Annotated in this window: 16 protein-coding genes and 1 tRNA gene; 10 read left to right on the top strand and 7 right to left on the bottom strand. The window is 71.2% G+C overall.

Annotated elements, in window-relative coordinates; genetic code table 11:
• The first annotated feature begins 28 nt into the window (after positions 1–28).
• The 6 genes from eno to ACFYXE_RS32280 all read left to right on the top strand — a co-directional run bounded on the left by eno (position 29) and on the right by ACFYXE_RS32280 (position 6,712).
• Positions 29–1,309 (top strand): phosphopyruvate hydratase, encoded by a 1,281-nt coding sequence (gene eno / locus ACFYXE_RS32305; protein ID WP_361177096.1) that lies wholly within the window; start codon positions 29–31, stop codon positions 1,307–1,309.
• Positions 1,310–1,408: 99 nt separating this feature from the next.
• The gene (locus ACFYXE_RS32300) at positions 1,409–1,888 is read left to right on the top strand and encodes a septum formation initiator family protein (protein WP_389318722.1); all 480 of its coding nucleotides are present in this window, start codon (positions 1,409–1,411) and stop codon (positions 1,886–1,888) included.
• A gap of 22 nt (positions 1,889–1,910) precedes the next feature.
• On the top strand, positions 1,911–2,444 hold the full coding sequence (locus tag ACFYXE_RS32295; protein WP_361177092.1) for a DUF501 domain-containing protein: 534 nt from the start codon (positions 1,911–1,913) through the stop codon (positions 2,442–2,444).
• A complete protein-coding gene (locus ACFYXE_RS32290) occupies positions 2,441–3,382 on the top strand; it encodes an exopolyphosphatase (protein WP_389318719.1) in 942 nt (313 codons plus the stop codon). The genes ACFYXE_RS32295 and ACFYXE_RS32290 overlap by 4 nt, the downstream gene beginning before the upstream one ends.
• A 432-nt stretch (positions 3,383–3,814) precedes the next feature.
• Complete coding sequence (locus ACFYXE_RS32285) at positions 3,815–5,218, top strand: NAD(P)/FAD-dependent oxidoreductase (protein ID WP_361177088.1); 1,404 nt, start codon at positions 3,815–3,817, stop codon at positions 5,216–5,218.
• A 192-nt stretch (positions 5,219–5,410) separates the two neighbouring features.
• Complete coding sequence (locus ACFYXE_RS32280; protein ID WP_389318717.1) at positions 5,411–6,712, top strand: class I SAM-dependent methyltransferase; 1,302 nt, start codon at positions 5,411–5,413, stop codon at positions 6,710–6,712.
• A 115-nt stretch (positions 6,713–6,827) separates the two neighbouring features.
• Here the strand turns inward: ACFYXE_RS32280 and ACFYXE_RS32275 are convergent, their stop codons facing one another.
• Complete coding sequence (locus ACFYXE_RS32275) at positions 6,828–9,347, bottom strand: ABC transporter permease (RefSeq protein WP_389318715.1); 2,520 nt, start codon at positions 9,345–9,347, stop codon at positions 6,828–6,830.
• A gap of 159 nt (positions 9,348–9,506) precedes the next feature.
• Positions 9,507–10,277, bottom strand: a complete 771-nt coding sequence (locus tag ACFYXE_RS32270; RefSeq protein ID WP_361181028.1) for an ABC transporter ATP-binding protein — start codon at positions 10,275–10,277, stop codon at positions 9,507–9,509.
• 444 nt (positions 10,278–10,721) lie between these two features.
• On the opposite strand from ACFYXE_RS32270, the gene ACFYXE_RS32265 reads away from it, so the two are divergent.
• Positions 10,722–10,804, top strand: a tRNA-Leu gene (locus ACFYXE_RS32265).
• Positions 10,805–11,185: 381 nt separating this feature from the next.
• A complete protein-coding gene (locus ACFYXE_RS32260) occupies positions 11,186–12,109 on the top strand; it encodes a Bax inhibitor-1/YccA family protein (RefSeq protein ID WP_389318712.1) in 924 nt (307 codons plus the stop codon).
• A gap of 127 nt (positions 12,110–12,236) precedes the next feature.
• Here the strand turns inward: ACFYXE_RS32260 and ACFYXE_RS32255 are convergent, their stop codons facing one another.
• A complete protein-coding gene (locus ACFYXE_RS32255) occupies positions 12,237–12,467 on the bottom strand; it encodes a DUF4287 domain-containing protein (protein ID WP_361181026.1) in 231 nt (76 codons plus the stop codon).
• A gap of 102 nt (positions 12,468–12,569) precedes the next feature.
• Between ACFYXE_RS32255 and ACFYXE_RS32250 the strand changes: the two genes are divergently transcribed.
• On the top strand, positions 12,570–12,881 hold the full coding sequence (locus ACFYXE_RS32250) for a hypothetical protein (RefSeq protein WP_361181025.1): 312 nt from the start codon (positions 12,570–12,572) through the stop codon (positions 12,879–12,881).
• 19 nt (positions 12,882–12,900) lie between these two features.
• On the opposite strand, the gene ACFYXE_RS32245 is transcribed toward ACFYXE_RS32250, so the two are convergent.
• The 3 genes from ACFYXE_RS32245 to ACFYXE_RS32235 all read right to left on the bottom strand — a co-directional run bounded on the left by ACFYXE_RS32245 (position 12,901) and on the right by ACFYXE_RS32235 (position 16,776).
• Positions 12,901–13,749 carry a hypothetical protein gene (locus tag ACFYXE_RS32245; RefSeq protein ID WP_389318710.1) on the bottom strand — a complete coding sequence of 283 codons (849 nt, stop codon included), beginning with the start codon at positions 13,747–13,749 and terminating at the stop codon, positions 12,901–12,903.
• A 262-nt stretch (positions 13,750–14,011) separates the two neighbouring features.
• Positions 14,012–15,232 (bottom strand): acetyl-CoA C-acetyltransferase, encoded by a 1,221-nt coding sequence (locus ACFYXE_RS32240; RefSeq protein WP_389318708.1) that lies wholly within the window; start codon positions 15,230–15,232, stop codon positions 14,012–14,014.
• A 530-nt stretch (positions 15,233–15,762) separates the two neighbouring features.
• The gene (locus ACFYXE_RS32235; protein ID WP_361171870.1) at positions 15,763–16,776 is read right to left on the bottom strand and encodes an SGNH/GDSL hydrolase family protein; all 1,014 of its coding nucleotides are present in this window, start codon (positions 16,774–16,776) and stop codon (positions 15,763–15,765) included.
• A 164-nt stretch (positions 16,777–16,940) separates the two neighbouring features.
• Here ACFYXE_RS32235 and ACFYXE_RS32230 point away from each other — a divergent pair, with 164 nt between their 5' ends.
• Complete coding sequence (locus ACFYXE_RS32230) at positions 16,941–18,332, top strand: cystathionine beta-synthase (RefSeq protein WP_389318706.1); 1,392 nt, start codon at positions 16,941–16,943, stop codon at positions 18,330–18,332.
• 261 nt (positions 18,333–18,593) lie between these two features.
• On the opposite strand, the gene ACFYXE_RS32225 is transcribed toward ACFYXE_RS32230, so the two are convergent.
• Positions 18,594–19,424, bottom strand: a complete 831-nt coding sequence (locus tag ACFYXE_RS32225) for a helix-turn-helix transcriptional regulator (RefSeq protein WP_361171864.1) — start codon at positions 19,422–19,424, stop codon at positions 18,594–18,596.
• Between the last annotated feature and the right edge of the window lie 127 nt (positions 19,425–19,551).

The following is a 19,551-nucleotide window of genomic DNA, read 5'->3' as shown; positions in this document are numbered from 1 at the left end:
ATGCGTCACATCCCAGAAGGAGATGCTCGTGCCGTCCATCGACGTCGTCGTAGCCCGGGAAATCCTGGACTCCCGAGGCAACCCCACGGTCGAGGTCGAGGTCGGCCTCGACGACGGCAGCACCGGTCGTGCCGCCGTTCCGTCCGGTGCCTCCACCGGTGCCTTCGAGGCCATCGAACTCCGTGACGGTGACCCCAACCGTTACCAGGGCAAGGGTGTCGAGAAGGCCGTCCTCGCCGTCATCGAGCAGATCGGCCCGGAGCTCGTCGGCTACGACGCCACCGAGCAGCGCCTGATCGACCAGGCCATGTTCGACCTGGACGCCACCGACAACAAGGGCTCGCTCGGCGCCAACGCCATCCTCGGCGTCTCCCTCGCCGTCGCGCACGCCGCCTCCGAGGCCAGCGACCTGCCGCTGTTCCGCTACCTCGGCGGCCCGAACGCGCACCTGCTGCCCGTCCCGATGATGAACATCCTGAACGGCGGGTCGCACGCCGACTCGAACGTGGACATCCAGGAGTTCATGATCGCCCCGATCGGCGCGGAGTCCTTCTCCGAGGCCCTGCGCTGGGGCACCGAGGTCTACCACACCCTCAAGAAGGTCCTGAAGGACAAGGGCCTGTCCACCGGCCTGGGCGACGAGGGCGGCTTCGCCCCGAACCTGGACTCCAACCGCGCCGCCCTCGACCTCATCCTCGAGGCCGTCAAGCAGGCCGGTTACGTCCCCGGCGAGCAGATCGCGCTCGCCCTCGACGTCGCCGCGTCCGAGTTCTACAAGGACGGCACGTACGAGTTCGAGGGCAAGTCCCGCTCGGCCGCCGAGATGACCGAGTACTACGAGGAGCTCGTCGCCTCGTACCCGCTCGTCTCCATCGAGGACCCGCTGTTCGAGGACGACTGGGCCGGCTGGAACGTCATCACCGAGAAGCTCGGCGACAAGGTGCAGCTCGTCGGCGACGACCTGTTCGTCACCAACCCCGAGCGCCTGGCCCGCGGCATCGAGGAGAACTCGGCCAACGCCCTGCTCGTCAAGGTCAACCAGATCGGTTCGCTGACCGAGACCCTGGACGCCGTCGAGATGGCCCAGCGCAACGGCTTCAAGTGCATGATGTCGCACCGCTCCGGCGAGACCGAGGACGTCACCATCGCCGACCTGGCCGTCGCCACCAACTGCGGCCAGATCAAGACCGGCGCCCCGGCCCGCTCCGAGCGTGTCGCCAAGTACAACCAGCTCCTGCGCATCGAGGAGATCCTGGACGACGCCGCGGTCTACGCCGGCCGCAGCGCCTTCCCGCGCTTCAAGGGCTGAGCTCTTAGCGCCACGTAGTTACCTACGTCCCCGCACCCGGTCCCGTACCGTGTGCGGGGACGTACGTACGTATACGCGCTGCTCTGGGGAGGCGGAACCATGCCCAAGGCCGGGACCAAGGACCGGTTCTCCACGGCGACCCGCCTGCGGCTGCTCGGTGAGCAGACCGCCGAGCGGGTCTACCGCTCCCAGACCAAGCGCCAGGCGCGCCGCTCCCGGCTCACCGGCCGCGCGGCCCTGCTCGCGCTGGTGCTCTGCTCCCTCGTGGTCGCCCTCGCGTACCCGATGCGGCAGTACGTGTCGCAGCGCGCCGAGGTCGACGACCTGCGCAGGCAGCGCGCCGAGCACCGGGCCGACGTCGAGAAGCTGCGCGACGAGAAGGCCCGCTGGCAGGACGACGCGTACGCGGAGCACCGCATCCGGGACCGCCTGCACTACGTGCTGCCGGGCGAGACCGGCTTCACGGTGATCGACCCCGCGGCGGCGCAGAGCCGCCGCGCGGACCAGGGGGCGGCGACGCGCCCCTGGTACTCGAACGTCTGGGACGGCGTCGACAAGGCCGACCGACCCGACGACTGACCCAAGGACACGGAAGACAGGCATGGAAACGCCCCCGCCGACCACTGAGCGCACCGAGCCGACCGACGCCGACGTCGAGGCCTTCAAGCAGCAGCTCGGCCGCCCGCCGCGCGGCCTGCGGGCCATCGCGCACCGCTGCCCCTGCGGGCAGCCGGACGTCGTCGAGACCGCCCCGCGCCTCCCGGACGGCACGCCGTTCCCCACGACGTACTACCTGACGTGCCCGCGGGCCGCGTCCGCGATCGGCACCCTCGAGGCCAACGGCGTCATGAAGGAGATGTCCGAGCGCCTGAAGACGGACCCGGAGCTGGCGGCCGCGTACCGCAAGGCGCACGAGGACTACATCGGGCGCCGGGACGCCATCGAGGTCCTGGAGGGCTTCCCGAGCGCGGGCGGCATGCCGGACCGCGTGAAGTGCCTGCACGTCCTGGTCGGCCACTCGCTGGCCGCGGGCCCCGGCGTGAACCCGCTGGGCGACGAGGCCCTCGCGATGCTGCCCGAGTGGTGGGCCAAGGGCCCGTGCGTCACGCCGTGCGCCCCCGAGGGGGCCGCGTGACCCGCGTCGCCGCCATCGACTGCGGCACCAACTCCATCCGGCTGCTCGTCGCCGACGCCGATCCGGCCACCGGTGAGCTGGTCGACCTCGACCGCCGGATGCGGATCGTCCGCCTGGGGCAGGACGTCGACCGGACCGGGCGGCTCGCCCCCGAGGCGCTGGAGCGGACCTTCGCGGCCTGCCGCGAGTACGCCGAGGTCATCAAGGAGCACGGCGCCGAGCGCGTCCGCTTCGTCGCCACCTCCGCCTCGCGCGACGCGGAGAACCGCGACGAGTTCGTCCGCGGCGTCCTGGACATCCTGGGCGTCGAGCCGGAGGTCATCACCGGCGACCAGGAGGCGGAGTTCTCCTTCACGGGGGCGACCAAGGAGCTGACCGGCCGCGCCGACCTCGCCACGCCGTACCTGGTCGTGGACATCGGCGGCGGGTCCACGGAGTTCGTGGTCGGCGTGGAGCGGGTGGCGGCGGCCCGCTCCGTCGACGTCGGCTGCGTGCGGATGACCGAGCGCCACCTCGTACGCGACGGAGTCGTCACCGACCCGCCGACCGAGGCGCAGCTGGAGGCCATCCGCACGGACATCGAGGCGGCCCTGGACCTCGCCGAGCGGACCGTTCCGCTCAAGGAGGCGCGCACCCTGGTGGGCCTGGCCGGATCCGTCACCACGATCGCGGCCATCGCGCTCGGCCTCGACACCTACGACTGGCGGGCGATCCACCACGCCCGGATCTCCTACGAGCAGGTCGGCGCCATCGTGGAGCGGCTGACGCACGCCACGCACGCCGAGCGCGCCGCGATCCCGGTGATGCACCCGGGCCGTGTCGACGTCATCGCGTCGGGCGCGCTCGTGCTGCTCGCGATCATGGACAGGGTCGCCGCGCGGGAGGTCGTCGTCAGCGAGCACGACATCCTCGACGGCATCGGCTGGTCCCTCGCCTGAGGGCCCGCCGCGGGCCCGCCAGGGGGTACGCCTGAGCGCGTCCTGTAGCGTCTGAGCGGTCGCCAGGGGGGTCGAAAGGCCCTCCGGCGACACTCCGTCGGAAAACTTCGTGAAGTTCTTCACAAGGAAAAGGGCCCCGATGGGCGAGGTTCGGGGGCGTGGGACCCCCGAACGGGGTCCGTGGGGCCTCCACGGCGTGTGACCGGAGCGCTTCGCGCGGGTGTCGCCCGTGTTGCGCGGCCGGCCGGTCCGTCCCCCGCGGGGCCTCGGAGCGCAGCTCACGAGGGGTGGACAACGACTCGCGTGCCGTCCTGGTTCCCCGCCGTCACCATGACCTCGGTCACGTGGGCGGCGAAGTGTAGCAGAGGGGGTGCGCATGCTTGTGAAGGGGCGCACGAGCGACCCCCGGCGGGCAGGTGGATACTCGATGGCATGAGCACCACGGAGCGTCCCAGGATCCTCGTAGTAGGCGGTGGGTACGTAGGCCTGTACGCAGCTCGGCGCATTCTCAAGAAGATGCGCTTCGGAGAGGCGACCGTCACGGTCGTCGACCCCCGGTCGTACATGACCTACCAGCCCTTCCTGCCCGAAGCCGCCGCCGGCAGCATCTCGCCTCGGCACGTCGTCGTACCGCTGCGACGCGTACTGCCGAGGGCCGAGGTCCTCACCGGCCGGGTCACCACCATCGACCAGGACCGCAAGGTCGCCACGATCGCGCCGCTCGTCGGCGAGGCGTACGAGCTGCCTTTCGACTACCTGGTCATCGCGATGGGCGCGGTCTCCCGCACCTTCCCGATCCCCGGCCTCGCCGAGCAGGGCATCGGCATGAAGGGCGTCGAGGAGGCCATCGGCCTGCGCAACCACGTCCTCGAGCAGCTCGACAAGGCCGACTCCACGAAGGACGAGGACGTCCGCCGCAAGGCGCTGACCTTCGTCTTCGTCGGCGGTGGCTTCGCGGGTGCGGAGACCATCGGCGAGGTCGAGGACATGGCCCGCGACGCGGCCAAGTACTACAGCAACGTCAAGCGCGAGGACATGCGCTTCGTCCTCGTCGACGTCGCGGACAAGATCCTCCCCGAGGTCGGTCCCAAGCTCGGCCAGTACGGCAAGGAGCACCTGGAAGGCCGCGGCGTCGAGGTCTACCTGAAGACCGGCATGGACTCCTGCGTGGACGGCCACGTGGTCCTGAACAACGGCCTCGAGGTCGACTCCAACACCATCGTGTGGACCGCGGGCGTCAAGCCCAACCCGGCGCTGTCCCGCTTCGGTCTGCCGCTCGGCCCCCGTGGCCACGTCGACACCCAGACGACCCTCCAGGTCCAGGGCACCGACTACATCTGGGCCGCGGGCGACAACGCCCAGGTGCCGGACATGGTCGGCCGCAAGGCCGGCAACGAGAACGCCTGGTGCCCGCCGAACGCCCAGCACGCGCTGCGCCAGGCCAAGGTCCTCGGCGACAACGTGATCTCCGGCATGCGGGGCTTCCCGCAGAAGGAGTACAGCCACGCCAACAAGGGTGCGGTCGCCGGTCTCGGCCTGCACAAGGGCGTCGCGATGATCGTCATGGGCAAGATGAAGATCAAGCTCAAGGGCCGTCTCGCCTGGTACATGCACCGCGCGTACCACGGCATGGCGATGCCGACGTTCAACCGCAAGATCCGCGTCTTCGCGGACTGGACGCTCGCCATGTTCCTCAAGCGCGAGGTCGTCTCGCTGGGTGCCCTCGAGGCACCGCGCGAGGAGTTCTACGAGGCGGCCAAGCCCGCCCCGAAGCCGCCGGTCGCCGCCGAGCCGGCGCCCGCGGTGAAGACCGAGGAGCGGGCGAAGGCCTCCTGACCTCGCGTCACTGATCCACCCCGAAGGGGGCCGTCCGCCATCCGTGGTGCGGGCGGCCCCCTTCGGCGTTCCCGGACCGAAGTAGATGCCTGAACCATCTATTTTGCCGATCCGTGACGCCGCACCGGGACTGCGCACCCGACCCTTTGGTGTTTACGTGGTGTCGGACCGTTCACTTCGGAGGTGTGCGTCATGCAGGACGCCGCACTGCGGCTGAAGAATCTCGCCGAGCAGCTCATCGGAGCCCCGCTGCCGGTGCGCATCCGCGCCTGGGACCGGTCGGAGGCGGGGCCGCCGGGCGCCCCCGTCCTGGTCGTGCGCGACCGCCGCGCCCTGCGGCACCTGCTGTGGAAGCCGGGCGAGCTGGGCCTGGCCCGCGCCTGGGTGGCCGGCGACCTGGACGTCGACGGCGACCTCTACCGGACCCTGGACCTGATGGCCGGGTTCATCTGGGAGCGCGGCGAGGACGCGCGGAGCCTGCGTGAGTCGCTGCGCGACCCGAAGGTGCGGGCCGCGATCCGCTCGCTGGTCGCCCTCTCCGCGCCCTTCCTGCCGCCCGCCCCGCCGCCCGAGGAGACGCGCCGACGCGGCCGTCTCCACCTGCACACCAAGCGCAGCGACCGCCGGGCCATCAGCCACCACTACGACGTCGGCAACGACTTCTACGAGCTGGTGCTCGGCCCCTCGATGGTCTACTCGTGCGCCTACTGGGAGTCGCCCGGGTCCACCCTGGAGGACGCCCAGCGCGGCAAGCTCGACCTCGTCTGCCGCAAGCTCGGCCTGCGGCCCGGCATGCGGCTGCTGGACGTCGGCTGCGGCTGGGGCTCCATGGCCGTCCACGCGGCCCGCGAGCACGGCGTGACCGTCGTCGGCGTCACCCTCTCCCAGGAGCAGGCCGCGTACGCCAGGAAGCGGATCGCCGAGGAGGGGCTGACCGACCGGATCGAGATCCGCGTCCAGGACTACCGCGACGTGCGGGACGGCCCGTACGACGCGATCAGCTCCATCGGCATGGCCGAACACGTCGGCGCCGAGCGCTACCTGGAGTACGCGCAGGACCTGTACGCCCTCCTCAAGCCCGGCGGACGGCTCCTGAACCACCAGATCGCCCGGCGCCCGCAGGCCGACGAGTCGGCGTACGCGGTGGACGAGTTCATCGACGCGTACGTCTTTCCCGACGGGGAGCTCGCGCCCGTGGGCAGCACGGTCACCCTGCTGGAGCGGGCCGGCTTCGAGGTCCGCGACCTGGAGTCGCTGCGCGAGCACTACGCCCTCACGCTGCGGGGCTGGGTGGCGAACCTGGAGGCGCACTGGGCTCAGGGGCAGCGGCTGACCTCGCCCGGCCGGGCGCGCGTCTGGCGGCTCTACATGGCCGCCTCCGCGCTCGCCTTCGAGCGCAACCGCATCGGCGTCAACCAGGTCCTCGCGGTGAAGACCCCTCAGGACGGCGCCGCGGGCCTGCCCCTGCGCACCAGGGACTGGCGGGACCGGTGACCGGGCCGTCCGGCGCCTGAGGACGAGCCGCGCGGCGGCGAAGTGCCGGACACGCCGAAGGGCCCCGGACGGGATTCCCCGTCCGGGGCCCTTCGGCGGTCGCCCCCGGCGGGAGCTACTCGCTCTTGATCGCCATCAGCGGGTTCAGCCGGGCCGCGCTGCGGGCGGGCCACATGGCCGCGAGGACACCGACCGCCGCCGCGATCACCAGGAAGATCGCGATCCGGCCGACCGGGACCTCCATGGCGTAGGTGGGGACCTTCTCGGCGATGCCGCCGCCCACGGCCCAGCCCATGAAGAGGCCGAGCCCGATGCCGAGCACCGCGCCGAACAGGGAGATCACCACCGACTCCAGGCGCACCATCTGCTTGACCTTCGCCCGGTCGAGGCCGATGGCCCGCAGCATGCCGATCTCGTGCTTGCGCTCGAAGACCGACATGGCCAGCGTGTTGATGACGCCGAGCACCGCGATCAGGATGGCCATCGCGAGCAGGCCGTACAGCATGTTCAGGATCATGTTGATGCCGCCCGCGACCGCGTTGCTGATCGCGTCCTTGTCCTGGATGGTGATCGCCGGGTTGTCGCCGAGCGCCTTGACGATGGCGTCCTCGGCCCGGTCCGACGTGCCGCCCTTCATCTTCACCAGGACCTGCTTGTCGACCACCTTGGAGACGTGCGGGTCGACCACGGACGTCGGCGTGAACAGGCCGCCGAGCATCTCGTTGCTCTCGTAGACGCCCGCGACCTTCAGCCGGACCGTCTTGCCGTCGTCGTCGAACTTCAGCGGGAAGGTGTCGCCCGCCTTGAGGCCCTTGTCCTTGGCGGTGTCCGCGTCGACCAGCGCGGTGCCGGCCTTCAGGTCGTCCGCCGAGCCGCTGGTGAGGTCGAGGCCGACGAGCTTGCCGAAGGTCTTGGGGTCGACGCCGTTGATGTTCGTGTAGCTGCCGTCGACCTCGCCGTAGGCGGTGCGCAGCGGGCTGCTCGCCTCGACGTCGGGGAGCTTGTCGATCTTCTCGCGGACCTCCGGGGTCAGCGGCTGGAAGTTCGCCATGGAGACGCTGTAGTCGGCCTTCAGGGAGCCCGCCGCCATCTTGTTGATGGCGCTGCCCATGGAGGTCGCGATGACCGTCATCGCGGTGATGAGGGTCAGGCCGATCATCAGGGCCGCGGCCGTGGAGGCCGTGCGGCGCGGGTTGCGCACCGAGTTCAGGCGGGACAGCTTGCCGGTGACCCCGAACGGCTTCAGGAGCGGCGCGGAGGCGGCGATGAAGGGCCGCGACAGCAGCGGGGTGAGCACGATGACGCCGACCAGGATGGTGCCCGCGCCGGCCGCCTTCACGTAGTTGTCGTCCATGAACAGCAGGACCGTGCCGAGGGCGGCGATCAGCGAGCCGAGGGTGTTGCGCACGACCAGGCCGCGCGTGGTGGGCGTCGCGTGGACGCTGTTCATCGCGGCGACCGGCGGGATCTTCGCGGCGCGGCGGCCCGGCAGCCAGGCGGCCAGCATGGTCACGCACACGCCGATGACCAGCGCCACGACGATCGTGGTCGGCGCGATCACCAGGGGGCCGTCCGGCAGCGAGGCGCCGCCGGAGTTCATCAGGGCCTGCAGGCCGACCGAGACGCCGATGCCGAGCCCGAAGCCGGCCACGGCGGCGATCAGGCCGACCAGGAAGGCCTCGATGAGCACCGAGCGCGTCACCTGGCGGCGCGAGGCGCCGACGGCGCGCATCAGCGCGAGCTCCTTGGTGCGCTGGGCGACCAGCATGGTGAAGGTGTTGGCGATGATGAAGATGCCGACGAAGAGCGCGATGCCGGCGAAGATCAGCAGGACCTGGCTCATCGAGCTGGTCTGCTGCTCGATCATGCGGTCCTGGTCGGCGGAGAGCCGGGCGCCGGTGACCGCCTCGGTGTCCTTGGGCAGGATCTTCTCGACGGAGTCCTTGAGCGCCGTCTCGGAGGTGCCCGCGGCGGCCTTGACGTCGATCTCGTCGTACTCGGACTTGTTCAGGGCCTTGAGGGCGGTCTTGTTGTCGAGGACGACGAGGCTGCCGCCCGCGACGACGCTGCCGTCGTCGGTGTCGAAGATGCCGCTGACCTTGGCGGTGCGCACCGGCCCGTCGGTGGAGTAGCGGACGCTGTCGCCGACCTGGTAGCCGGTGCGTGCCGCCGTGCGGGAGTCCAGCGCGATGTCACCGGCGGACTTCGGGGCGCCGCCCTTGGCGAAGTCGTAGCGCGGGTCCTTGCCGTCCTTGCCCGGGTAGTAGTTGGCGCCGGTGGTGCCCCACTCGCCGCCCACCAGCTTGCCGTCCTTGTCGGCGAGCGCGGTGAAGCCGGAGACGGCGCCGATGGCGGAGTCGGTACCGGGCAGCGACCCGGCCTTCTTCAGGAGGCCGTCGGTGAGCCGGGCCGGGCCCTTGGTCTCGCCGTCGTCGGAGGAGGAGCCGCCGTCGGGCCGGACGGCGACGGAGACGTGGTCGAAGCTCTTCGCCGACTTGTTCTTGTAGGCGTTGCCGAAGGTGTCGGTGAAGACCAGGGTGCCGGAGACGAAGGCGACGCCGAGCATGACGGCGAGCACGGTCATCAGCAGCCTGGCCTTGTGCGCGAGCACGTTGCGCAGGGCGGTACGGAACATGGGTGTGAGTCCAGGGTGAGGAGAGGGGGAGGAGGGCCCGCAGGGGCCTCTCCAGGGGCGCGGGGAACTGCGCGACGAGCCACGACCGGCCCGCAGCGGTCCCGACACACATGCCCGGCCGGGCAGGCGGAGAGGGAACCGCCTGCGGCCGGGCGGCCACTAGCTCGTGCGGCCCTTCGCGTCGAAGTGCTTCATCCGGTCGAGCACCCCGTCCGCCGTCGGCCCGTGCATCTCGTCCACGACCCGCCCGTCCGCGAGGAAGATCACGCGGTCCGCGTACGACGCGGCGACCGGGTCGTGCGTGACCATCACGACGGTCTGGCCGAGGTCGCGCACGGAGTTGCGCAGGAAGCCCAGGACCTCCGCGCCCGAGCGCGAGTCGAGGTTTCCGGTGGGCTCGTCACCGAAGATGATCTCCGGCTGGGAGGCCAGGGCGCGGGCCACGGCCACGCGCTGCTGCTGGCCGCCGGAGAGCTCGGTGGGCCGGTGGCTCAGGCGCCCGGAGAGGCCGACCATCTCGATGACCTGTTCGACCCACTGGCGGTTCGGCTTGCGGCCCGCGATGTCCATCGGCAGCGTGATGTTCTCCAGCGCCGTCAGCGTCGGCAGCAGGTTGAACGCCTGGAAGATGAAGCCGATCTTGTCCCGGCGGAGCTTGGTGAGCTGCTTGTCCTTCAGCGTGGACAGCTCGGTCTCGCCGATGCGCACGGAGCCGGAGCTGAAGCTGTCCAGGCCGGCCACGCAGTGCATGAGGGTCGACTTGCCGGAGCCCGAGGGGCCCATGATCGCGGTGAACTCGCCCTGCCCGAAGTCGACGGAGACGTGGTCCAGGGCGACCACCTGGGTCTCGCCCTGTCCGTACACCTTGGAGAGGTCCGTGGCACGCGCGGCCACGGTGGTGGCGCGGGCGGCGAAGGGGGTGGTGGTCACGGGACGGTGCTCCTGTCGGGACGACGAGTGGGGACGTAGTCCATCCTCTTGCCCGATCGGCGCCGTGTAGTCAGCCGCTGTTCCGGTTCGGGTGGCCCTCTCCGGTCGGACTCCGGCCCGCCGTGTCATACCTGGGGATGAGGAGCGTCCCTGATGCCGCCGAACTCCCGGACGCCTCGAGAACGGCTCAAGGCGGACTCGGGGCGGAAAGGAGGAGAAAGCGGGACCGGGAACGTCCGGACGGCTAAATTCCGTCATTCCGCGCAGAGGCCCACGAGACAGGGCGGGCCCAGGGATGGGCCTCCGGCAAGTACCGATGGGGCGTGCGGCGGACTGATGCTCCCTCAGGCGTCAATAAAATAAGACAACATCGGTCTGCCCGCCCGCTGTGCGGGGGACGCCTCCCGATAGGGTCGAAGCCTCGACGCGGAGCCCACATGGCCTGCCCGGATGGTGGAATGCAGACACGGCGAGCTTAAACCTCGCTGCCCCTCGGGGGCGTGCCGGTTCGAGTCCGGCTCCGGGCACATCCGCATATGCCTGACGGCGCGTCAAGCACTCCGCCGCGGGACCGCTCGGCACCCGCGCGCGACGACCGGGTACGGGCGGCCGGGTGAGAGAGCGGACACCGAGCGTCACCGCATCGCCCCCGTCGCCGCGTCGCCCGAGCCGTGGGCCGCCGCCCCCGGGCACCCCGTCGCCCGAGCCCCGTGAGCCACTCTCCTCCCACCCGGGTCCCGCCCGGGCCACCCGAGCGGCGGAACGGTACCGATCCGGGAACAGTGCGGCCCTCGTCACGCGTTCTCCGTCACAGTGAGGGAAAGATCCTCCCCAGGCACTAGGCCCATCCCTTTGCCTACGCATTACTCTTGTACCAAAGCCACGCACGGTGGCCATGGAGGAGTGAAATGAGGAGCAGTAACCCGGTCTTCTCGCGACGGGGGTTCAGCCGCGACAACGGCTTCGCCGGCTTCGGCCAGCAGCCGCAGGCCGGGGGACCCGCAGCCGCGACCCAGACCCAGCAGGGCAACCCGTACGCGCAGGGCAATCCGTACGCCGGTGGTCAGCAGGCCGCGGGCACCCCCTACGCCACCAACCCGTACGCCCAGCAGGACGTGCAGCACGGCGTCCCCCAGGCGCCCTCGGCGTCCCGCATGACGATGGACGACGTCGTCCTGCGGACCGCCACCACGCTCGGCACGCTGGTGGTCACGGCCGCCATCGCCTGGGCGCTGCTGCCGGTCGACGACGCGAACATCAGCAAGTCCTACGGCATCGCGATCGGCGCCGGCCTCGTCGCGATGGTGCTCGGCCTCGTCCAGGCCTTCAAGCGCAAGGCCTCGCCCGCGCTGATCCTGACGTACGCGGCGCTGGAGGGTGTCTTCCTCGGCGTCGTCTCCAGCGTCGTGGACAACCGCATCGCGAGCGGCGCGGCCATGCAGGCCGTCCTCGGCACGATGGCCGTCTTCATCGGCGTCCTCGTGGCGTACAAGGCGGGCTGGATCCGCGTCAACCGTCGCTTCTACGGCTTCGTGATGGCCGCGGCGATGGGCTTCCTGCTGCTGACCGCCGTGAACCTGCTGTTCATGGTCTTCGGCGGCGGTGACGGCCTCGGCTTCCGCAGCGGCGGCCTCGGCATCGTGTTCGGCATCGTCGGCATCCTGCTCGGCGCGTGCTTCCTGGCCCTGGACTTCAAGCAGGTCGAGGACGGCATCGCTTACGGAGCGCCGAAGGAAGAGGCCTGGCTCGCCGCGTTCGGTCTGACGATGACGCTCGTCTGGATCTACATGGAGTTCCTGCGCCTGATCGCGATCTTCTCGGGCAACGACTGAGACTTCTCGGCCCATGGCTGAGACGCGTGACGCACGACCGAAGGGCCCGCGGACCGGAAACGGTCCGCGGGCCCTTCGCCGTCGTGTGTGAGGGACGGGTGTGAGGGATGAACGCAGGTCGGGCCGGTCAGAGCAGGTTGCGGGCGGCCCGCCTGAGGTCGTACTCGTGGATGATCGCCTTCGCGTGGCCGTACGCGAGGTTGTGTTCGGCGCGGAGCCAGCTGACCTTCTCCTCGAAACGGAAGAGAGAGGGGCCGTCCTCCACGGCGCGGAGCCAGTCGGACACTTCACGACCGGTGCATTGGGGGATTCGGGCGAGCAGGTTGCGGTGGGTCTCCTCGGAGAAGACTTGGGACATCGGCGCCTCCGGACGCGTCGCGATGTGTTCCGTCCTTCACGACACCGTGCCTGAGGGTTGGGACGTTGGCAACAGTCCCGGAAAGGCGCATAAGGTCGCGGGGTGCTCGATACGACGCCTTTGACGGCCGCAGTGGACCATTTCGCCGACCGCCTGCGGGCCGCGCCGCAGAGCCGCCTGCAGCGCGGGGCGGCGACCGAAGCGCTCGCCCTGGCCCGCGAGTTGGCGCTGCGCACGCAGCGCATCGAGGAACCGGAAGCGGAGCCGCGGCAGATGCCGGACGCGGGGATGTTCGCCGCGGCCGACCAGATCACCGTCGCCGGGCGCGACCTCGCCCTGGTCCTCACGGACCCCGAGGAGCTGGCGCGGGCGCTGGAGCTGGTGGAGGAGGCACAGAAGCGGGCCGGGGTCTGAGCGACCTCGGCCCTGTCCGTCAGACCGAGGCGATGACGCGGTCGGCCAGGATGTAGATGTTCTCCGAGCCGCACTCGAAGGTCAGGGCGTACGCGCCGGAGATGCCGGAGCCGCCCAGCAGGAACGGGGTGCGGCCCTCGCGCAGCGCGGTCGCGAGCAGCTCCGCGGTCTCCCGGTGCCCCGGGGTCATGCACAGCGTCGTGCCGTCGGCGAAGACGTACACGTCCAGGGTGCCCAGCGGGCCGGGGCGGACGTCGGCGAGGGCGGTGCGGGCGTCGGCCAGCTCCTCCAGACACGCCACCGTGCGCTCGTGGTCGCCGTGCCCCTCGGCGGCGGGCGACTGCACCGGCACGAAGTCCGGGTGCGAGGGGTGGCGGCGGCGGGCCGCGGCCAACTCCGGCGAGTCCCCGGCGAATTCGTCGGTGACGGCCGGGTCCGCGAAGGACTCGGCGACCGGCTCCAGGCTGTCCGCCTCGAGGCCGGCGAAGTCCGCCTGGCGGGGCAGGAACAGCTCGTCGGCGATGCCCTCGGGCAGGCCGGTCAGGCCACCGAGCAGGCCGGGGCCCTCGACACCCTCGCGGGCCTCCTGGGCGGCCCAGAACGCCCGGGCCTCGGCGAGCTCGCGCTCGCGCTCCTCGGCGAGCGCCTCGGTCACGGCCGCGCGTATCTCGTCCGTGTCCAGCGTGCCGCGGGCGCCCGGCACCGTGGGGTGCGGACCGCTCAGGGCACGGCTTTCGGCCAGCTCGGTGTGCAGGGCTGTGATCTCGGCGAGCTGCTTCCGCAGGCCGTGCACCGCGTGCAGGGCAGCGACGCCCACGGCCGTGGCAGCGGCCGTGGAGAGCAGCAGGGCAAGAGGCAAGGCGCTCACTGACGTACTCCCGGTTTCAAGTCGACCCCCGACTTCCTACATCAGCTTGAAGCCTGCACGATCCACCTGTCAGTGCATTACGTCACGAATTGGACAGGTCTTTGGGCCCGGGGTTTACCCACAGATGTGCTCTGAGCTGGGCATATGTATCTCCCCCAGGAGATAGGTCACATCCTGGGGGAGATTGGGTCACGAAGTGATGCAGCGACGGAGCGTCAGCCCGGCGCACGCTGAGTCAGCGGGGACCGGGGTTTTCCGGGGGTCAGCTGAGGCGCTCGATGACCATGGCCATGCCCTGGCCGCCGCCCACGCACATCGTCTCCAGGCCGAACTGCTTGTCGTGGAACTGGAGGGAGTTGATGAGCGTGCCGGTGATGCGGGCGCCGGTCATGCCGAAGGGGTGGCCGACCGCGATCGCGCCGCCGTTCACGTTCAGCTTGTCCAGCGGGATGTTCAGGTCGCGGTACGAGGGGATCACCTGGGCGGCGAAGGCCTCGTTGATCTCGAAGAGGTCGATGTCGTCGACGGTGAGGCCGGCGCGGGAGAGGGCCTGCCTGGACGCCTCGACCGGGCCGAGGCCCATGATCTCGGGGGAGAGGCCGGTGACGCCGGTGGAGACGATGCGGGCGAGCGGGGTCAGGCCGAGCTCACGGGCCTTGGTGTCGCTCATGATCACGAGGGCGGCCGCGCCGTCGTTCAGCGGACAGCAGTTGCCCGCGGTGACCAGGCCGTCGGGGCGGAAGACGGGCTTGAGGCCCTGCACGCCCTCCAGGGTGACTCCCGCGCGCGGGCCGTCGTCCTTGCTGACGACGGTGCCGTCGGGGGTGGTGACCGGGGTGATCTCGCGCTCCCAGAAGCCGTTCTTGATGGCTTCCTCGGCGAGGTTCTGCGAGCGCACGCCGAACTCGTCCATGTCCTGGCGGGTGACGCCCTTGCTGCGGGCCAGGTTCTCCGCGGTCTGGCCCATCGCGATGTACGCGTCGGGGACCAGGCCGTCCTGGCGCGGGTCGTGCCAGGACGAGCCCTCGGTCTGGGCGACGGCCGCGGTGCGGGCCTCGGCGTCGGCGAAGAACGGGTTGTGGGTGTCGGGCAGGCCGTCGGAGGTGCCCTTCACGCTCCGCGAGACCATCTCCACGCCCGCGGAGATGAACACGTCGCCCTCGCCCGCCTTGATGGCGTGCAGGGCCATGCGGCTGGTCTGCAGGGAGGACGAGCAGTACCGGGTGATGGTGCAGCCCGGGAGGTGGTCCATGCCCATCTGCACGGCCACGATGCGGCCCAGGTTGTGGCCCTGCTCGCCGCCGGGGAGGCCGCAGCCGAGCATCAGGTCGTCGATGTCCCTGGGGTCGAGCCCGGGGACCTTGGCGAGGGCGGCCTCGATGATGGTGGCGGTCAGGTCGTCCGGCCGCAGGTCCTTCAGCGAGCCCTTGAAGGCACGGCCGATCGGGGTGCGGGCGGCGGAGACGATCACGGCTTCGGGCATCAGGGCGCTCCAGGGGCGAAGGGGCAGGACTCACTGGGAAGTTACCTGCACGTATTGCTGTGGGTCATCGGGTGGGGGGTGTGAGACGGGACGCATTTCTAAGCGGGCGCTCAGGCCGCGGGGCCCGGGGCGGGAGGGGGGTGCTTCTCGGCTGCGGGTCCGGTGGGGGCTGGTCGCGCCGTTCCCCGCGCCCCTGGGGGGTGCTCGTTGCTTTTTGGCTGCGGGTTCGGTGTGGCTGGGCGCGCAGTTCCCCGCGCCCCTGCTGGGGTGGGTGCTTGTTGTCTTTGGCTGCGGGGCCGCTGTGGCTTGGCGCGCAGTTCCCCGCGCCCCTGGGGGGCGGGCCTTGCGTTTTGGGTTTCTGGGGGTGCGGGGCGTTGCCGGGGGCGGTGGAGTGGTTGGGGGCGCGGGGAACTGCGCGACCAGCCCCCACCCGGCCGCGGGCGGGATGGACGAGTCCCCACTCGGCCGCGGACGGGATTGACCAGCCCCCACCCGGCCGCGGACGGCCGCGGAGGGGAGTCGGGGAGAGGTCAGTGGGGGAGGGGGGCGTGGTCCGGGGTGTGGATGCGGCGGCGGCGCCGGCGCTTGAGGAGCGCCCACGGGCCCCGCGGCCCCGTCGGCATCGCGGCCGTGACCTCCGTACCCCCCTCCGCCGCGGCCTGCGCCGCGGCCCGCGCCACCGGCAGGAACCCCTCGCGGCGCGAGACGTCCGGCCGCTCCTCCTCGGGCCACAGCCCGAGCGCCGCGCACAGCGTCGGCAGCACCGCCATCGCCGCGGTCGCGTACCCCTCCGCCGAGGGGTGGTAGTTGTCCGGACCGAACAGCTCCCGCGGATTCGCCGCGAACTCGGGCCCGAGCAGGTCACCGAGCGACACCGTCCGCCCGCCCTGCTCCACCGCCCCGATCGTCTGCGCCGCGGCCAGCTGCCGTGAGACGCGGCGGGCCATCCAGCGCAGCGGCTGGTAGACGTTCTCCACCGTGCCCAGGTCGGGACAGGTGCCCACGACCACCTCCGCACCCGCGGTACGCAGCCTGCGCACCGCGGAGGACAGATGCCGCACCGACCGCGTCGGCGGCATCCGGTGCGTCACGTCGTTCGCGCCGATCATGATCACGCAGACGTCCGGCACCCAGGACGGGTCCGAGAGGATCAGCGTCACCTGCCGGTCCAGATCGTCCGACTGGGCGCCCGGCAGCGCCACGTTCCGCAGGTCGACCGGCCGCTCGGCGACCGCCGCGAGACCGGAGGCGAGCAGCGCCGCCGGGGTCTGCCGGGCCCGGTGCACACCCTGTCCCGCCGCGGTGGAGTCCCCGAGCATCGCGAACCGCACCGGTTCGGCGCAGGCCGGACGGTCCGCGAACACCCCGCCGTACCGGCCGTCCGCCCGCGGCGGATCCGCGTGCCCGCCGTTGCCCACGTTCCGTTTCGCCAGCTGTACCTCGGCGAGCACCACGCCCACCGTGGCCGCTCCGAGCAGCCCGATGCCACCACCGCCGTACGCCGCGCCCGCGGCGATCCGCCTCGCCACCCTCGCCCTCGACATGCCCTGCAGCCACCTCCTCGTGCCGTACCGGTTCGTACGGCCGTACATCCACTCATTGCCCCGTAAGCACGGTCGGCCAATCGCAAGCGGAGGTGAACGGATGAGTCCGCCCCTTAGGCTGACCGCACCAATTCGTCGCACTACATCGCAGCCCGGAGACAACGGTGCAATTCCACGACTCGATGATCAGCCTCGTCGGCAACACCCCGCTGGTGAGGCTCAACAACGTGACCGCGGGCATCCAGGCGACCGTCCTGGCCAAGGTCGAGTACTTCAACCCCGGCGGTTCCGTGAAGGACCGCATCGCGCTGCGCATGATCGAGGCGGCCGAGCAGAGCGGGGACCTGAAGCCCGGCGGCACCATCGTCGAGCCCACCTCCGGCAACACCGGGGTCGGCCTCGCCATCGTGGCCCAGCAGAAGGGCTACAAGTGCATCTTCGTCTGCCCCGACAAGGTGTCCCTCGACAAGATCAACGTGCTGCGCGCGTACGGCGCGGATGTGGTGGTCTGCCCGACGGCCGTCGACCCCGACCACCCGGATTCGTACTACAACGTCTCGGACCGGCTCGTGCGCGAGACGCCCGACGCCTGGAAGCCGGACCAGTACAGCAACCCGAACAACCCGCTCTCGCACTACCACTCCACGGGCCCCGAGCTCTGGGAGCAGACCGAGGGGCGGATCACCCACTTCGTAACGGGCATCGGGACCGGCGGCACGATCTCCGGGACCGGCGGCTACCTGAAGGAGATCTCGCAGGGCAAGGTCACCGTCGTCGGCGCCGACCCCGAGGGGTCCGTGTACTCGGGCGGCTCCGGGCGGCCCTACCTGGTCGAGGGCGTCGGTGAGGACTTCTGGCCGACCGCGTACGACCGGAACGTCACCGACGAGATCGTCGCCGTGTCCGACAAGGACTCCTTCCAGATGACCCGGCGGCTGGCCAAGGAGGAGGGCCTCCTCGTCGGCGGGTCCTGCGGCATGGCCGTCGTCGCGGCGCTGCGGGTCGCCGAGCGGCTCGGCCCGGACGACGTCGTCGTGGTGCTGCTGCCCGACTCCGGGCGCGGCTACCTCAGCAAGATCTTCAGCGACGAGTGGATGAACGACTACGGCTTCCTGGAGGAGGCCGGCGACCAGCCGCGCGTCGGCGACGTGCTGAGCCGCAAGGAGGGCGGCGAGCTGCCCTCGCTGGTCCACATGCACCCCGAGGAGACCGTCGGCGAGGCCATCGAGGTGCTGCGCGAGTACGGGGTCTCGCAGATGCCGATCGTGAAGCCGGGCGCGGGCCACCCCGACGTCATGGCCGCGGAGGTCATCGGATCGGTGGTGGAGCGGGAGCTGCTCGACGCGCTGTTCGCGCAGCGTGCCTCGCTCTCCGACCCGCTGGAGAAGCACATGTCGGCGCCGCTGCCGCAGGTCGGCTCCGGCGAGCCGGTCGCGGACCTGATGTCGGTGCTGGGTGCGGCGGACGCGGCGATCGTGCTGGTCGAGGGCAAGCCGACGGGCGTCGTCAGCCGCCAGGACCTCCTCGCGTTCCTCGCGGAGCAGCAGTCGCAGTGACCGCGGCGCGGCGGGGCCCGGGGTGAACTTCGCGCAAGCGGTACGCGTACGTCACGTCCGCGCAGCACCCGCTTAACAAGGCTCCGGCACATTGGTGGTTGTCGGCGTCAGGACCTCCGGAGCGGCTCCCGGACCTCCAAGGACGCCTGGACGTGGCCTGGCCCTGACCCGGTACGCGTCCCTCGCGGGGACCGCCGTCGTCCCGCCCCCTGGGGAGACCCGGGGGTGCGGCGGTCCCCGCGACCGCTCCCCCCTGGAGGGTCAGGACGGGGTGGCGGTCCAGCTGGAGAGGAGGGCCAGGCGGTCCGCGCTGTCCGAGCCGGGCTCGGGGGTGTAGACGACCAGGAGCTGGTCGGGGTCGCCCGGCAGCGTCAGCGTCTCGTAGGGCAGGACCAGTTCGCCCACGACCGGATGGTCGATCCGCTTCACCCCGTGGGTCTTCTCCTTGACCTGGTGGTCGGCCCACAGCCGACGGAACTCCGCGCTCTTGACGGAGAGTTCGCCGACCAGCGCGCACAGCCCCGCGTCCGAGGGATACCGCGCCGCGTCCAGCCGCAGATACGCGACCGTCTCCGCGGCCACCGCCTCCCACTCGGGATAGCACTGCCGCCCGGCCCCTTCGAGGAAGACCTGCCGGGGGATGTTGCGCTCGGCGGGGGACAGCCGGGAGAAGCCGTTGACCGCGTCGGCGAGGTCGTTCCAGGCCAGGACGTCCATCCGGCGCCCGAAGACGAACGCGGGCGCCCGGTCGATCGTGTCGAGCAGCAGCCGCAGCCCGGGCCGGACCCGCTGCGCGGCGGCCCGCGGCGCCCGCGCCCGCGGCACGGGACGGGCCACCGCGCGCAGATAGGCGTGCTCGGTCCCGTCCAGGCGCAGCACCCGCGCGATCGCGTCGAGCACGGCGTCGGACACGGAAGGGCCGCGGCCCTGTTCGAGGCGGATGTAGTAGTCCACGCTCACGCCCGCGAGCTGCGCGACCTCCTCGCGCCGCAGGCCCGGCACGCGGCGCCGGCCGTGCGCCACGAGGCCCACGTCCGCGGGCTGTATGCGGGCGCGCCGTGAGCGCAGGAAGTCACCGAGATCGCCGTCCATGCGCCCGATCCTAGGCGGCGGGGCGGATCGGATCCTGGTACTGCCGGACCCAGGAAAGGCTCGGCCCTGGGTGGGTCGGCACGGGCCGCGCACAGTGGTGACCGCCGCCGGGGACGACCCCGGACGG

Source organism: Streptomyces sp. NPDC002564 (assembly GCF_042889645.1).
Classification (GTDB): domain Bacteria; phylum Actinomycetota; class Actinomycetes; order Streptomycetales; family Streptomycetaceae; genus Streptomyces.
Note: the sequence above shows the minus strand (reverse complement) of the source record. Positions and strands in the feature narration are given on the sequence as shown.